The 14,307-nt window shown below is 42.4% G+C and carries 13 protein-coding genes; 6 read left to right on the top strand and 7 right to left on the bottom strand.

What is annotated here, in order from left to right; all coding sequences use genetic code 11:
* Nucleotides 1–13: 13 nt before the first annotated feature.
* The 4 genes from AC1MCB_RS13115 to AC1MCB_RS13100 form a co-directional block, all read right to left on the bottom strand.
* A complete protein-coding gene (locus tag AC1MCB_RS13115; RefSeq protein WP_479965169.1) occupies nucleotides 14–1,120 on the bottom strand; it encodes a M42 family metallopeptidase in 1,107 nt (368 codons plus the stop codon).
* A 35-nt stretch (nucleotides 1,121–1,155) separates the two neighbouring features.
* Nucleotides 1,156–1,578, bottom strand: a complete 423-nt coding sequence (locus AC1MCB_RS13110; protein ID WP_479965168.1) for a GNAT family N-acetyltransferase — start codon at nucleotides 1,576–1,578, stop codon at nucleotides 1,156–1,158.
* Between the two features lie 45 nt (nucleotides 1,579–1,623).
* Nucleotides 1,624–3,165, bottom strand: a complete 1,542-nt coding sequence (locus tag AC1MCB_RS13105; protein ID WP_479965167.1) for an acyl-CoA carboxylase subunit beta — start codon at nucleotides 3,163–3,165, stop codon at nucleotides 1,624–1,626.
* Between the two features lie 65 nt (nucleotides 3,166–3,230).
* Complete coding sequence (locus AC1MCB_RS13100) at nucleotides 3,231–4,484, bottom strand: porin (protein WP_479965166.1); 1,254 nt, start codon at nucleotides 4,482–4,484, stop codon at nucleotides 3,231–3,233.
* A gap of 237 nt (nucleotides 4,485–4,721) precedes the next feature.
* Here AC1MCB_RS13100 and AC1MCB_RS13095 point away from each other — a divergent pair, with 237 nt between their 5' ends.
* The 4 genes from AC1MCB_RS13095 (at nucleotide 4,722) to AC1MCB_RS13080 (ending at nucleotide 8,644) form a co-directional block, all read left to right on the top strand.
* Nucleotides 4,722–5,039: a hypothetical protein gene (locus tag AC1MCB_RS13095; RefSeq protein WP_479965165.1), complete on the top strand. Its 318-nt coding sequence runs from the start codon at nucleotides 4,722–4,724 to the stop codon at nucleotides 5,037–5,039.
* 82 nt (nucleotides 5,040–5,121) lie between these two features.
* Nucleotides 5,122–6,729 (top strand): SulP family inorganic anion transporter, encoded by a 1,608-nt coding sequence (locus tag AC1MCB_RS13090; RefSeq protein ID WP_479965164.1) that lies wholly within the window; start codon nucleotides 5,122–5,124, stop codon nucleotides 6,727–6,729.
* A 2-nt stretch (nucleotides 6,730–6,731) separates the two neighbouring features.
* Nucleotides 6,732–7,424: a carbonic anhydrase gene (locus AC1MCB_RS13085; protein ID WP_479965163.1), complete on the top strand. Its 693-nt coding sequence runs from the start codon at nucleotides 6,732–6,734 to the stop codon at nucleotides 7,422–7,424.
* Between the two features lie 347 nt (nucleotides 7,425–7,771).
* Nucleotides 7,772–8,644 (top strand): hypothetical protein, encoded by an 873-nt coding sequence (locus AC1MCB_RS13080; RefSeq protein ID WP_479965162.1) that lies wholly within the window; start codon nucleotides 7,772–7,774, stop codon nucleotides 8,642–8,644.
* 101 nt (nucleotides 8,645–8,745) lie between these two features.
* Here the strand turns inward: AC1MCB_RS13080 and pruA are convergent, their stop codons facing one another.
* Nucleotides 8,746–10,380, bottom strand: coding sequence for an L-glutamate gamma-semialdehyde dehydrogenase (gene pruA / locus AC1MCB_RS13075; protein WP_479965161.1), 1,635 nt, complete (start codon nucleotides 10,378–10,380; stop codon nucleotides 8,746–8,748).
* A 413-nt stretch (nucleotides 10,381–10,793) separates the two neighbouring features.
* The gene (locus AC1MCB_RS13070; RefSeq protein ID WP_479965160.1) at nucleotides 10,794–12,038 is read right to left on the bottom strand and encodes an ABC transporter permease; all 1,245 of its coding nucleotides are present in this window, start codon (nucleotides 12,036–12,038) and stop codon (nucleotides 10,794–10,796) included.
* Between the two features lie 132 nt (nucleotides 12,039–12,170).
* Here AC1MCB_RS13070 and AC1MCB_RS13065 point away from each other — a divergent pair, with 132 nt between their 5' ends.
* Complete coding sequence (locus tag AC1MCB_RS13065) at nucleotides 12,171–13,295, top strand: acyloxyacyl hydrolase (RefSeq protein ID WP_479965159.1); 1,125 nt, start codon at nucleotides 12,171–12,173, stop codon at nucleotides 13,293–13,295.
* A 30-nt stretch (nucleotides 13,296–13,325) separates the two neighbouring features.
* Here AC1MCB_RS13065 and AC1MCB_RS13060 read toward each other — a convergent pair whose 3' ends face one another.
* Entirely contained in the window at nucleotides 13,326–13,679 is a 354-nt protein-coding gene (locus tag AC1MCB_RS13060) for a HesB/IscA family protein (protein WP_479965158.1), read from the bottom strand.
* Nucleotides 13,680–13,773: 94 nt separating this feature from the next.
* On the opposite strand from AC1MCB_RS13060, the gene AC1MCB_RS13055 reads away from it, so the two are divergent.
* Entirely contained in the window at nucleotides 13,774–14,307 is a 534-nt protein-coding gene (locus AC1MCB_RS13055) for a DUF7935 family protein (protein ID WP_479965157.1), read from the top strand.

Genomic DNA, 14,307 nt, shown 5'->3' with positions numbered 1-14,307 from the left:
CCCGTTCTTATTTTTATTTAAATGGTCTGAAATCGTGGTCAACAGTAATATTTAACAGCGATTGATAAATCAGGCTGATCACGTTATCAACGTCTTCTTTATGAATCATTTCAACCGTCGTGTGCATATAGCGCAGAGGAAGTGAAATCAAAGCTGAAACGACACCATCATTCGAATAAGCAAAAGCATCAGTATCTGTGCCTGTAGAACGCGAAGAGGCCTGCCGCTGAAAAGGGATTTTATTCTTTTGAGCTGTTTCGATCAATAGCTTATTAAGGTTGGTCTGTACTGCCGGGGCATAAGATACTACCGGGCCCTTTCCGCATGCCAGATCGCCTTGGGTGACCTTGTTAATCATAGGGGTCTGCGTGTCATGAGTTACATCTGTAACAATTGCTACATGTGGCTTAATCCGATGGGCAATCATCTCTGCACCGCGTAAACCTATCTCTTCCTGAACTGAATTAACGATATACAAGCCGAATGGAAGCTTTTTCTTGTTTTCCTTAAGTAGACGGGCAACCTCAGCGATCATAAAACCACCGGCACGGTTATCCAAAGCGCGACCAACATAGTAGCGGTCATTCAGAACCATGAACTCATCTTCATAAGTAATTACACAGCCAACGTGTACGCCCAGCTTTTCAACCTCTTCTGCTGAGGTGCAACCACAGTCCAGGAAAATGTTTTTTAAAGTTGGAGCCTCCTCCTTTTCCCCGTTACGGGTGTGGATAGCAGGCCAGCCGAAGACAGCTTTCACAATTCCGCTATCAGTATGTATATTAACCCGTTTAGATGGCGCAATCTGGTGGTCAGAGCCACCGTTACGAATCACATAGATCAATCCTTCTTTAGTGATATAGTTAACGTACCAGGAAATTTCATCAGCATGCGCTTCAATAACAACCCGGTACGGAGCGTCCGGATTAATTACGGCTACCGCTGTTCCGTAATTATCAATATAGTGCTCGTCAACATACGGTTTCAAATAATCTAACCATAAACGTTGTCCTTCCCACTCATAGCCGGTCGGCGAAGCGTTGTTGATGTATTTTTCAAAAAACGATAAGGATTGGGTAGTTACTACCGGAATATGTTTTTGCTCTTTTTCTTTTGCCATTTCCTGAATATTCTGTTTGTAATTATTTTTTGAAGTTATTGTAATTCTAATTGTATGATTTTGTAATCTATTCCATTTTTACTAAATGCAGTTTCAGTTTCCTTAAAACCCAGTCTTTTATAAAAGTTCAAGGCATCTGTCCGTGCATTGCACCATAAAATTTGTACTCCTTCCGTCTTGCTGAAATCGATAATATATTTCATCAAATGTGCCCCATAGCCCAAGTTTCTAAACTGCTCAAGCGTTCCAAACTTCCTGAACTGTGCCTCTGACTCACTTCTCCGAAACCAGGATACTACGCTTATTAGTTGATTGTTGTCGAACAAACCAAAATGAATTCCTTCTCCATCATCCGGAAGTTCCACCACTTCCGGGCTCTCGTTCGGATACATCGCCTTATGCCTGATCCGTAAGGCAAGTTCCACCCGTATTTGTTCTATATGAGGCAGGGGGGGCATTAAAGTTTGCGGATACGTTGAATTTCTTTCAATTTTTTTTTTAAACTACAAAGGAATATTCCCGTGTTTCTTCCTCGGATTATTGACAACCTTATTCTCCAGCATCTTGAAAGCCTTGATAAGTTTCTGCCGGGTTTCTGCAGGCTCAATCACTTCATCAATAAAGCCTCGTTCAGCGGCACGGTAGGGATTCGCAAAAATATCCGAATACTCCTTTTCTTTTTCCAGCCACTTCTCATTAGGATCTTCAGCTGCAACTATTTCGCGTTTAAAGATGATTTCGGCAGCTCCTTTTGCACCCATCACGGCAATTTCAGCTGTAGGCCACGCGTAATTCATGTCAGCGCCAATGTGCTTAGAATTCATTACATCATATGCACCTCCATAAGCTTTGCGGGTAATCACCGTGATTCGGGGAACTGTAGCTTCGCAGAAAGCGTAAAGTAATTTGGCCCCATTGGTAATGATCGCATTCCATTCCTGATCGGTACCCGGTAAAAAGCCCGGTACATCTTCAAACACAAGCAGGGGAATATTAAAACTATCGCAGAACCGAACGAATCTTGCGGCTTTAGTTGATGAATGTATATCCAGAACGCCGGCCAGAAAAGCAGGCTGATTAGCAACAATGCCAATGCTTCGGCCTGCCAGACGGGCAAAGCCGACTACAATATTTTCAGCAAAATCCTTATGAACTTCTAAGAAAGAATTCGAGTCAATAACTTCCCCGATAACATCTCTAATATCATATGGCTGAGAATTATTCTCAGGCATGATGCTGTTCAACTGAGGACGCAATTCCTCCCCAGCCTGGTAAACCTCTGCTGGAGTCTGTTCCTCGCAGTTCTGAGGCATGTAACTCAATAACTGCTTAACATGCTTGATAGCTACGATCTCATTAGCACAGGCAAAATGTGTAACCCCTGACTTGGTAGCGTGTGTGGAGGCGCCGCCTAACTCTTCAGATGAAACTTCCTCATGGGTCACTGTCTTAACCACGTTTGGGCCTGTTACAAACATATACGATGTATTTTCAACCATCAGGACAAAGTCAGTAATAGCTGGCGAATACACTGCTCCGCCTGCACAGGGACCCATGATAGCCGATATTTGCGGAACCACACCAGAAGCCATGGTGTTACGGTAAAATATATCGGCGTAACCGCCCAGTGATACTACCCCTTCCTGAATCCGCGCTCCGCCCGAGTCATTTAAACCAACAACAGGAGCACCATTTTTAATTGCCAGATCCATAATCTTACAAATCTTTTCCGCGTGAGTTTCAGATAAAGAACCGCCAAACACCGTGAAATCTTGAGAGAATACATACACCAGCCTGCCGTTAACAGTGCCGTAACCTGTTACCACGCCATCGCCTGGATAACGTTCTTTTTCCATTCCGAAATCTGTTGACCGATGGGTGACCAGCATCCCGATCTCTTCGAATGAACCTTCATCCAGCAGAAAGTGCAAACGCTCTCTTGCCGTTAACTTTCCTTTTTTATGCTGGCTTTCTATCCGTTTAATCCCACCGCCCAATGATGCCTCTTCACGCTTGGCTTGTAATAGTTCAATCTTTTTGTCCACAGTATATCTGGTTAATCGCAGGCAAAGTGCCGGCGATAAAAGTACTAAATTCGGTCAACAGAAGTTTAGAAACGGTATTGAAGTCTGGCGGTAAATACATCATCCCGGATATCGTCCGCGAAATCAGGCAAAGTTGTATTTTCATTTATCGGATGATCATAATATACTACCAGCTTAATCTGTTTGGTTGCATAATATACTAAGCCAGCGCCAAAGTTCTCAAACTTCACATCTGCCGCTGTCGTGTTACTTAGAGGAACTCCAATATCGGTAGCCTTCACAAATTTATTAGCGTCATAAATGTCATAGTTAGCAATAACCTGAAACTGCGTTTTTGGGATCTCCTGCACCAGCCAAACAAAGAAGCCATTAAACTTCCTGTTGTAGATATCTGTTTCCGGCTGTTCGTTAAAACTTCTGCTTGCCCGGGCTGGCTTTACATCATCAGATGGCGCGACACCGGGTTGAGAGCCTGTTATATATTCAGATTTAATGGAAGTTTTTCCCCAGTTCCCGTGATAAGCCAACTGCAGATTTACACCTCTGTACCGGCGTTTAGCATACTGTCCCTCAAATGAGGCATTTGTTTCAGGAATAAATCCTCTGATTCCGGCCGCAAGTCCATTGTTGAAAACTGTGTTGGTATTTTGCCGAACATATCCATGATAATAAGAGGCGCCAAAGCCCAGGTCTAAGACATTGGCCACTGAGTCGAATTTAAACTTTAGGGATGTAGAGATATCCTTACGATTATCGTAATCGCGGGCATTAGTTCCGGAACCATTGAAAACTCCAATCTCGTAATTGACGAATTTATATTTGGGAAGCCTGATGCCTAACATGGCTCCAAGGTCACGTTCGCTGGGCATTGTTGTCTGATAAAACCTTGGCCGTTCCGGAAATTCGCGGTCTGAAGATGAGTATGATAAAATATAGCCGAATGGCTTGGTAAATTGTCCTGCGGTTAGCGTAAAGGTGTTAAAAAACGGATCTTTTAGCTGTATGAACGCGTCCCGTAATTGCACTCCATCCTGGGTCGCATCAATTTGAAAAACGATATTAGTGTACTTGTCAACCCGGTCAAATTTAAACCGCCCCCTCCGGATAAGAAAGCGACTATCGTTTTCCCCGGAGAAGTCGCTTCCAGCAAATGTCGAAATGCCAGGTCTTGCTGCTTTCTGATATTGAAACTGGAAGTAACCCGTGATCTTCAGATCATGAGGATTGTAATCTGAGGGGTCGTTATTACTCTGAGCGAAAGCCCTGGAACTGAATAGCACAGATAGAGCGACCAGCGTGAATGTGTAAGGTTTAAACATTGAATACATGTTAATTTGCTGTAAAAATAACCTTAATTATCAAATTCATTCAGGTTTTGCTGCATTCGCATCGGTAGGGTTAGCAATAAGGTTTCAGTTATTAAAATTTTGAAGAACAAAGAAGATCTTTTTTAATTCGTTGATGCACTTTAGTGTAAAAAAAATGTTTCAATGTTTCCTGGGTTTAGTTTTTAATTACTTTTGCCAAAAGTAGGCATAACGAACTCCTGTCGAAAAATGTTCAAAGAAGTCGCAAAAAGGTCATTCAGTAATGTATTTATCTTCATCTTTTTTGCGAAGATGGTTATCTCTGTAGCGCCCCTCTTTTTCGGAAACCTCGATGGTAAGTCTGTGTATTCCGTAATCATGCAGGTAGAAATTGAACATCAAACCCCCAAAGGGTCTGAAGCCAAACTGGAAGAAATTCAAACCTTTCATCAATATAATATTCCCCGCCCTCTATTAGAAGACGGTAATTCTACAGCTTTCAGCTATATGAACAACCATGTTCAAAGCTTCTACCCCGCAGTACCAACTCCCCCTCCAAACGCGTAATAAAAGTTTACTCAAAAGCTGACCTGCATTAGTGGGAAGGCAATTTTATTGAAATTTTTATTTACAGTTTTAGACGTTCAGTATGAATAAAAATAGTGAAAGTGCTTCTATTTTGAACGTGCGCAAGTACTTTCTGAAGAAGAACCTTAAAAAGGATTTGCCCGCAAGTATCGTGGTATTTCTAGTTGCATTGCCCTTATGTTTAGGAATTGCCCTGGCATCAGGTGCCCCATTATTTGCCGGAATTCTTACCGGAATTGTTGGAGGAATTGTTGTGTCTTGCCTAAGCGGGGCCCAGCTAAGTGTCAGCGGCCCGGCTGCCGGTTTAACGGTTATTGTATTGGGTGCTATTGCCACCCTTGGCTCATACCAGACGTTTCTGCTCGCAGTGGTTTTAGCCGGCTTATTTCAAATAGTCCTCGGATTCGTAAAAGCGGGTACGATAGCAAATTACTTCCCGTCCGCTGTAATTACGGGAATGCTTGCTGCCATAGGGGTTATTTTAATATTAAAGCAACTTCCGCATGCATTAGGGTATGACGCCGATTTTGTAGGTGATGAAAGTTTCCTCCAGGCAGGCAAGGAAAACACCTTTACAGCTATTAGTTCAGCCTTGAATCTGATCAGCGTTGGTGCACTAATTATTAGTTCCCTCTGTTTGCTGATCTTAATCTATTGGCCGAAATTTAAAAAGCTCAGTGTTGTACCGGCCCCTTTGTTGGTAGTAATTATCGGCGTAGTGTTTAGTTTGATCTTTCAAAATACGCCACTTGCGTTAAATCCCGAGCAGTTTGTTGCAATCCCGGTGATCGACTCTTTCACCGAGTTTAAAAACCTGATCATCACCCCCGACTTTTCCCAATTAGGGAATCAGGAAGTTTGGATTGTAGCATTCACTATAGCGGTGGTGGCCAGTTTAGAAACTTTATTGGGTATTGAGGCTGTTGATAAGCTTGACCCGATAAAAAGGGTGTCGCCAACAAATAGAGAATTAGTAGCCCAGGGTGTAGGTAATATGGCTAGCGGTATGTTAGGCGGTCTGCCAATGACCTCGGTAATCGTTCGATCATCAGCAAATGCTACCTCCGGAGCACGTACTAAGATGAGCGCGATCTTTCATGGAATGTGGCTGTTGCTTTCGCTGTTATTCATTCCGGGCCTTATCAATTTAATTCCGCTCTCCTGTCTTGCAGCGATCTTGTTATTTACCGGATACAAGCTGGCAAAACTAGACTTGTTTAAAAAGATGTGGGCTAACGGCCGCGATCAGTTCGTTCCTTTCCTTGTCACCCTTCTGGCAGTAGTATTTACCGACCTTTTAAAAGGAGTAGCTATTGGGATGATGGTAGGCGTGTTCTATATTCTTAGAACGAACATGAGAAATCCGTGCTTTTATAGGATTGAAACGAACGGCAATAAGAAGTTAATCCGGATAAAATTAGCTGAGGAAGTATCTTTCCTAAACAAAGCAGCAATCCAGTATACCTTAACCCACTTGCCGAAGGAATCAGATGTAATCATTGACGGTACTAACTCCAGATTCATAGACCAGGATGTATTGGAGGTGATCAACGATTTTAAACATAATGCCTATACCAAAGCCATAATAGTGCAGCTAGAAAATATTGAGGAGCGGTACGTAGTACCTCCTTTAAAGGAAATGATTTATAAACCCGAAAACCAAAATTAGTTATGTCAAATCAGACGGAAAAGAAAATACTGCCGGTTATAGGCAATCAAGATAAACTAGATCAACAAAGAAGTTATGAAGAATTACTTCAGGGAAACAGGGATTGGGTAGATAAGGAACTCGCCAGCGATCCCGATTTTTTCAAGAAGCTGTCCGAAGGCCAACACCCGGATATCTTGTGGATCGGCTGTTCCGATAGCCGCGTGCCGGCCAACCAGGTCACAAATACCCGCCCCGGACAAGTATTCGTTCACCGGAACATTGCCAATGTCTGTGTCCATTCGGATATGAATATGCTGAGTGTACTGGATTATGCGGTTAACGTGTTAAAAGTGAAGCATATAATTGTTGCCGGACACGAAGATTGTGGCGGAGTTGCCGCTGCACTTTCTAATAGGCAGTTTGGGCTGATTGATAACTGGTTGCGCCATATCAAAGATGTGTATCGGCTGCATAGTCATGAGGTAGATTTGATCAGTGATCCTAAAGAACGCGTAAACCGCCTGGTCGAGTTGAACGTCATCGAACAGGTTTTTAATCTTTGTAAAACCACGATTGTGCAAAACGCCTGGAAAGAGCGCCCGGATCTGCAGATCCATGGCTGGCTGGTGCAACTTAAAAGCGGCTATGTAAAAGACTTAAAAGTGTCCTGCAGCGGGTCTGAAAATCTGGGTAAGATCTTTGCCCTCGATTAGTCATTATCAAAACTATTTTATGAAGACTGTCCCAAAAAGGCAGTCTTTTTTTGTTTTAAGCCTGTTCATCTCCATGTGCTAATCTGATGGCCCTGCCGGTAAAATCAGTCGATTTCTATTAACCTAAAATACTGGTCGTCTTCCGGACTAGTTTGGGACTGGTTCGACCATCCTAAGATCAAAAGGCTCCTGATCTAAGGATGGACGAATGAGTCCTATACTTGACTGAAAAAGCTTCAAAACTGAACCTTTGTTGCCAGCGTCCGGAAGCTTGAGAAAGTTTTGTAGCTTGTCAAGCTATGCTTCAATATTTGTCCAATTTCAGAATCAATCGAAAAAGCAAAAATATGTCAGAAAGAAAAATCCAATACCTAGCCGGTTGGGGTCTGGTGTTAAATGATACATTTTCATGCAAGCACTATTTAAATACCCACGGCGTGCCTGAAAGTATTGCGATGCAATTATGTGCAGCAACGAAGTTGACATTTGAAAATGATGTCCTCCAAGCAGTCGAAGATATCGAATATGGACAATCGGCGGGTGACAGGCCCTTACATTTTTCTGAAAGAGGCTTTCCTTACAGAGATATTCCCCTTTACTCTTATTACAGTTTGTTTCCGGATAATCAAGGCGTTCACCAGCTGGGTGGAAAGCCGCCTCATCACTTCAAGATGCCGGAAGCAATACAAGATCAACCATTTGTATATTTAGGATTTATCAAAAATGATAACGCTGAATTCAGTTGGATTGGTACCGACGTAATCCACCTGGTATGTCCAATATTCCTTAACTTCAATTCATTGTATTTGTCTTTAAATGATCCATTAAGTCCTCAGTTAGTTAGCTGTGGGATAGAATTTCAAAGAGATTCCCATAACCCTGTATCAAAAGATTCATTTATTGAATATCAGCCTGTAAGATTTTCGGCAGGAACCAATTTCGAAGAATTGTATGGAACGGGGGAGGATTTAGGTAATGCTGGGATTCCTGAATGGATTCAGGATTCAGAAATACCAGGTTCAGGCAGTGAAACGATGAGATTTTTATGTCAGCTTAGAAGTAAAAAGGATATAAAAGCTATCAATCATAATCTTCAATTGGATGACTATCCCTATGACTCTGAAAACTTTACAAGCTTGAACTTCTGGAGCGATGGCGATTTATTTGTTTTTTATGACCCCTTGAACAAGCTCATCAGTTATCGTATTCAACACTCATGATCCATAGATAAAATAACTATTAAAGCTCAGAAAGTATATTAAGATAAAACCCCGACATAGCAATATGTCGGGGTTTCGTTTTAGCTATTAATAATCTCCGGTTATTCCTGCTCTAAGAACGGGTAACGATAATCTTTCGGCGGATCAAAGGTTTCTTTAATCGCCCGGGGAGAAACCCAGCGCAATAAATTAATCATCGATCCGGCTTTGTCGTTTGTTCCGGAACCGCGCGCGCCACCAAAAGGTTGCTGGCCTACAACTGCACCAGTACACTTATCATTGATGTAGAAGTTACCGGCGGCATTACGCAATGCTTTAGTTGCAGTTTCCAGAGCATAACGATCCTGTGCTAAAACAGCACCGGTTAATGCATAAATGGATGTTTTGTCAACGATGTCAAGGGTTTTCTCAAAGTCAGCATCCTCGTATATAAATACAGTTACTACCGGACCGAATAACTCCTCACACATGGTTACGTAATAAGGGTCTTTGGTTAGGATAACAGTTGGTTCGATGAAATAACCTTTCGCTTTATCAAAGTTTCCACCGGCAATGATCTCAATTTCTGCTTCTTGCTTTGCCGCATCAATATACTTAGCCAGTTTATCGAAGGATTTCTCGTCGATCACCGCATTCACGAAATTGCTGAAATCTTCTGTAGGTCCCATCTTCAGTGTGGCAAGATCACGAACTAGCTGCTCTTTGATGGCTGGCCAAATGGATTTAGCCACATATACTCGCGAGGCTGCCGAACATTTCTGTCCCTGGTACTCAAAAGAACCACGCAGTATCGCGGTAGCAGAAGCTGCAGCATCTGCAGATCCGTGCACGAAAATAAAGTCCTTACCACCAGTCTCGCCCACAATACGCGGGTAGGTTTTGTATTTATGAATGTTGTTGCCAATCGTCTTCCAGATATCCTGGAAAACAGCTGTAGATCCTGTAAAGTGAATACCGGCAAAATCCGGATGATTGAAGATTACTTCACCAGCATCCGGACCAGATACATAAACAAGATTGATGACACCATCTGGTAAGCCTGCTTCACGAAAAACTTCCATCAGTACATTGGCCGAATAAATCTGTGTGTTAGATGGTTTCCATACTACTACGTTGCCCATCATGGCTGCGGAAGTTGGAAGGTTACCTGCGATTGCAGTGAAGTTGAAAGGAGTAAGAGCAAACACAAAACCTTCCAGTGGTCGCTGTTCCACACGGTTCCATGTGCCACGCGGAGAAACGGGAGGTTGCTGCTGATAGATGTCGGTCATGTATTTTACGTTGAAACGTAAAAAGTCAATCAGTTCGCAAGCCGCATCTATTTCTGCCTGAAATGCATTTTTTGACTGCCCCAACATAGTGGCGGCATTTAACTTATACCGATAGGGACCTGCGATCAGATCGGCGGCTTTCAAAAATATGGCTGCACGATGTTCCCATGCTAAATTTTCCCATGCAGACTTTGCCTCTAACGCTGCTTTGATTGCAGCTTCAATATGACTTTTATCCCCCTGGTTATAATATCCTAGAATATGCTGATGATCGTGGGGCGGACGTAAGGCAACCTTGTTTTCATTTCTTACTTCTTTACCGTTGATGTACATCGGCACATCAATTTGTTTAGCACGAGCTTCAGCCAAGGCTTCTTTAAGTAATGCACGTTCTTTAGTGCCAGGAGCGTAGCTTAATATAGTTTCATTTACCGGTGTCGGTACGTTAAAAAATCCTTTTAGCATAATTTGGTTTCTTGTTGCGCAAAGATAGGGATTAGAAAAAAAGTATTTCTAATATTACTGACAGGGGAAGCTTACAACCCGGTCTTAAAGCTAATTTTGACTTCAGGATTGCTTGTATACCGATCACAATCTTGATCCAGGTTGACTTGTTGGTCGTTGGATAAGTTTATCTATGAATCTAATTGCCGCAGAACTAGGCTATCATTGCTGTTGATCGTGATGTCGTGTCAGCCTTTCAGTGTTTGCATCTTACTTGATTGATGTTCTATAAAAATATCATCCTTTCGGAGTTCGTTTAAATGCCGTTCTGCTAGTTTGGTGGAATACTATAATCAGAACTGGGTTCCAGGTATTCTCATATGACAAAAAAACCACCCGGCAGGGTAGTTTTTCTACAAGAAGTTTCATTGTTTCTATTCGTAGCGCAGGGATTCTACAGGATCAAGTTTGGAGGCTTTCATAGCAGGGTAGAATCCGGATAACAGTCCTACAAGTACGCATAACGACAGTCCTAAAAACGTCCACATCCATGGCATAATAAACGATCCGCCCATTACCATTGATAGAATGTTGCCAATAAGTATACCTAAAAGAACGCCGGTAACTCCTCCCATCAGGCATATTACTGTGGCTTCAATTAAAAATTGTCTTCTGATAACTACAGGCGTTGCACCAATAGCTTTTCGAATACCAATCTCTCTCGTTCGCTCCGTAACTGATACGATCATGATGTTCATTAGAGCAATGGCTGCTCCGATAAGTGTAATGGCGCCGATCGTTATTCCACCTATACGAACGAACTTCAGGTTATCGACCAGTGTTTGTGCAATCGCATCACTTTTGGTGATCTCGAAGTTGTCATCTTTTCCGGCACTTAAACCTCGAATATTTCTGAAAAGAGCGGTCGATTCTCCGATGGCTGCCTCCATCTGCGCTGCATCGTCTGTCATCACAGAAATCGTATAAGATGGATTATCCATCGTCATGATCTGCCGGGCTTTACCAAGAGGGACGATACAGATCTTATCTCCGCCGAACCCCACGCTTGATCCTTTTTCGCCAAGTACTCCAATGACTTTGAATTTATTACTTCCTACAGAAATTATGCGGTTGATCGGATCTGTGTCCTTGAATAACTTGGTTTTCACTTCTGAACCGATGATGACTACATTGCTTGCAAACTCTATTTCAGCCTGCGAGAAGTTTCTGCCCCCGTTTAATTTATAGCCGCCTGTTAACAGGTAATTTTCATCGCCACCTAATACGCTTAGATTAGGATTGGTTTTAGTGTTGCCATATTTTGCTGTGGCTGCAAAACTCGCAAAGGCGTTTACCGATACGGTTGCCGGAAAATTAAAAGATTCTTTGAAGTCCATCGCTTCCTGGTAACTGATGGCTTCAAATCGCTTGGGCCTTTGACCACTTCCGCCGATCCGGATACCTGTACCCCGATTTCGTATGGTGAATGAGTTAGCGCCCATGCTTGAAAAGGCACTATTCAGCGAGCCTTCAATGGCATCGATGGAAGTTAATATACCAACCAGGGCTGTTAAACCTATTGCAATAATAATGGCTGTTAAAAATGTTCTGAGCTTGTTACTCTTTACGGACTGTAAAGCCACCTTTACATTTTCAGAATAACTCATTGTTGTTGCCATAGCCGAATATAAAAATATAATGTTGTTTGACTATGCAAGACCTGAATTTGTTACGCTTTAAAATTATTCTGGTTGATGCGTAAGCGTTTGCATTAATATTTTTCATCTTCGCGGCTATAATTTTATGACTCAATGCAGAAAACCTGTTTACGTATTATTTATTTTATTACACTCGCGTTAACAGTTTTAAGCGGGTACCAGGTCAAAGCTCAGGAGTCATTTCCAGGCAATTCATTTGAAGCACAGGTAGTATTTGGAACGCATGCCATCGGCGGTGCGGGCGGTGCTTTACAAGACAAGTTATATGGGCTTGACTTTTCCTACAAAGCAGATCTTACTCAGCTAACTGATAGGTGGGTAGGGCTAACCAGAGCCCAGTCTGCCGGCGTAGGCCTGGTTTTTCGTGATCTTCAATACTTAAAAGGCCACAAGGATACTTCTGCAAATTCTTTTGGTCAGGCGATTGGCTTTGTTGGACAAATGGATTTCAAGCTTTTCAAAAAAGGTGCGACTTCAATAACACTCAGACCCGGCGTTGGGTTATCGTATCTTTCTAAAACTTTCTTTACAGATAAAAGGAATCGCTTTATCAGCAGCCATATAAATGAAATCTTGAAAGCTGATCTGATGGTAAGATTTTCCGTATCCCCCAAGGTCGACTTAACTGCCGGAGCCGGGTTCTTGCATTATTCCAACGGAGGTTATAAGGTTCCCAACAGCGGTCTAAATATGCTAAGCCTGTCGACAGGTTTACGATTTAAAACAGATCCTGTACAGAAAGAGGAGCATCAGACTAAATTTACACAGCTTAGAAAAAATACATTTGAATTAAATATGGGGATTGGTCGTCGCGGAGTTTATGAAGGTCACGATGGACTATTGAAAAGCGGGGTATATGGAGGCTACAACGTTTACCTTAACGATGTTTTATCGTTGAAGTCAGGCTTTGACGCCGTGTATTACTATACTCCTTTTAATCCGTCAGCGGCTATACAAACCTTTCAGTACTACGGTACTTCTTTGGATAAATGGCGAACCGGTTTGAGTTTGGGTGCCGAAACAACAATATGGCGCCTGGCACTAAACGCGCAGGTAGGGAAGTACCTACACTATAATAGCTACTATAAAAATATCAATTGGTTCTGGACAACAGGCCTGGTGTATTATGTCAGCCCTCATATAGGAGTTCAGGCTAAAACCTACTTTCATGGAAGCCAGGCCGATTTTATAAATTACGGCCTGGTGTTTAAGATATAGGGACTCTTAAATAAAAAGCATTTATTAAGATTAGACGGCGAAAGATGTGCCGCAACCGCAGGTACTGCTGGCATTAGGATTACTAAACGTAAAACCACGGGCGTTTAAACCATCCTGGAAATCGACCTGCATGCCCACCAGGTAAAGACCGTGAGCTTTATGCATAAAAACTTTGATATCGTCGATCAGATATTCCTGGTCGCCTTCTTTTTGCTGATCGAAGCCCAGAATATAGTTCATGCCGGCACAGCCACCGCCCTCTACACCAAGGCGTAAACCGTAGTCTTCACTTAATTCCTGTTGGGAAATTAGTTTCCTGATCTCTTTTTTTGCTCCTTCGGTTAAAGTAACCGGAGCGGTTAATGAAGCAACGTTAGTACTCATAAATCTTTCCAAAAATGTTAGGTCAAATATAAGGTAAAATGCAGACTTTTGTTTGCCCCAATGGGTTTGTGACCCATGGATAACAAATTATAAAATGATCGATTTAGCTTTTTTCTTAGATATCATCAAGTATACTATCGCCGGTTTGATCGTTTTCTTTGCAGCCTGGTATGTAATTAGAGAATATTTAACACAGGATACCATTAACAATAGCCGTGAAATAAAAAAAGCTAATCTCGCTCATACACTCCCGCTTAAATTACAGGCTTACGAAAGAATTACCCTATTCTTAGAGCGGATTAACCCTGCAAATATGCTTGTTCGTCTGCATGTTGCCGGCCTGTCTGCCCGCGAAATGCAGAACGTAATTCTATCGGATATCAGAGCAGAGTACCAGCATAATATTTCGCAGCAGATCTATGTTACCGATACCTCATGGAATGTAGTGCGTAAGATGAAAGAGGAAACGATTAGTATGATTCATAACGCTGTTAGCGGATTACCGGAAAATGCATCAGCTATAGAGCTGAGCAAAATAGTATTGGCTCATCTGGCGAACCTTCAGGAAGAAAACCCATATGATCTGGCTTTGCGAATAGTAAAGCGTGAGGTTCAGCATTCAATGTAG

The organism is Daejeonella sp. AP26 (assembly GCF_056680515.1).
The sequence above is the reverse complement of the archived record's forward strand: the minus strand, read 5'-3'. Positions and strand labels throughout refer to the sequence as shown.

Bases quoted from the DNA above. Each gene is read 5' to 3' on its own strand.
- AC1MCB_RS13115 (WP_479965169.1), bottom strand. From the start codon at position 1,120: ATGGCAAAAGAAAAAGAGCAAAAACATATTCCGGTAGTAACTACCCAA.
- AC1MCB_RS13110 (WP_479965168.1), bottom strand. From the start codon at position 1,578: ATGCCCCCCCTGCCTCATATAGAACAAATACGGGTGGAACTTGCCTTA.
- AC1MCB_RS13100 (WP_479965166.1), bottom strand. From the start codon at position 4,484: ATGTTTAAACCTTACACATTCACGCTGGTCGCTCTATCTGTGCTATTC.
- AC1MCB_RS13095 (WP_479965165.1), top strand. From the start codon at position 4,722: ATGTTCAAAGAAGTCGCAAAAAGGTCATTCAGTAATGTATTTATCTTC.
- AC1MCB_RS13090 (WP_479965164.1), top strand. From the start codon at position 5,122: ATGAATAAAAATAGTGAAAGTGCTTCTATTTTGAACGTGCGCAAGTAC.
- AC1MCB_RS13085 (WP_479965163.1), top strand. From the start codon at position 6,732: ATGTCAAATCAGACGGAAAAGAAAATACTGCCGGTTATAGGCAATCAA.
- AC1MCB_RS13080 (WP_479965162.1), top strand. From the start codon at position 7,772: ATGTCAGAAAGAAAAATCCAATACCTAGCCGGTTGGGGTCTGGTGTTA.
- pruA (WP_479965161.1), bottom strand. From the start codon at position 10,380: ATGCTAAAAGGATTTTTTAACGTACCGACACCGGTAAATGAAACTATA.
- AC1MCB_RS13070 (WP_479965160.1), bottom strand. From the start codon at position 12,038: ATGGCAACAACAATGAGTTATTCTGAAAATGTAAAGGTGGCTTTACAG.
- AC1MCB_RS13065 (WP_479965159.1), top strand. From the start codon at position 12,171: ATGCAGAAAACCTGTTTACGTATTATTTATTTTATTACACTCGCGTTA.
- AC1MCB_RS13060 (WP_479965158.1), bottom strand. From the start codon at position 13,679: ATGAGTACTAACGTTGCTTCATTAACCGCTCCGGTTACTTTAACCGAA.
- AC1MCB_RS13055 (WP_479965157.1), top strand. From the start codon at position 13,774: ATGATCGATTTAGCTTTTTTCTTAGATATCATCAAGTATACTATCGCC.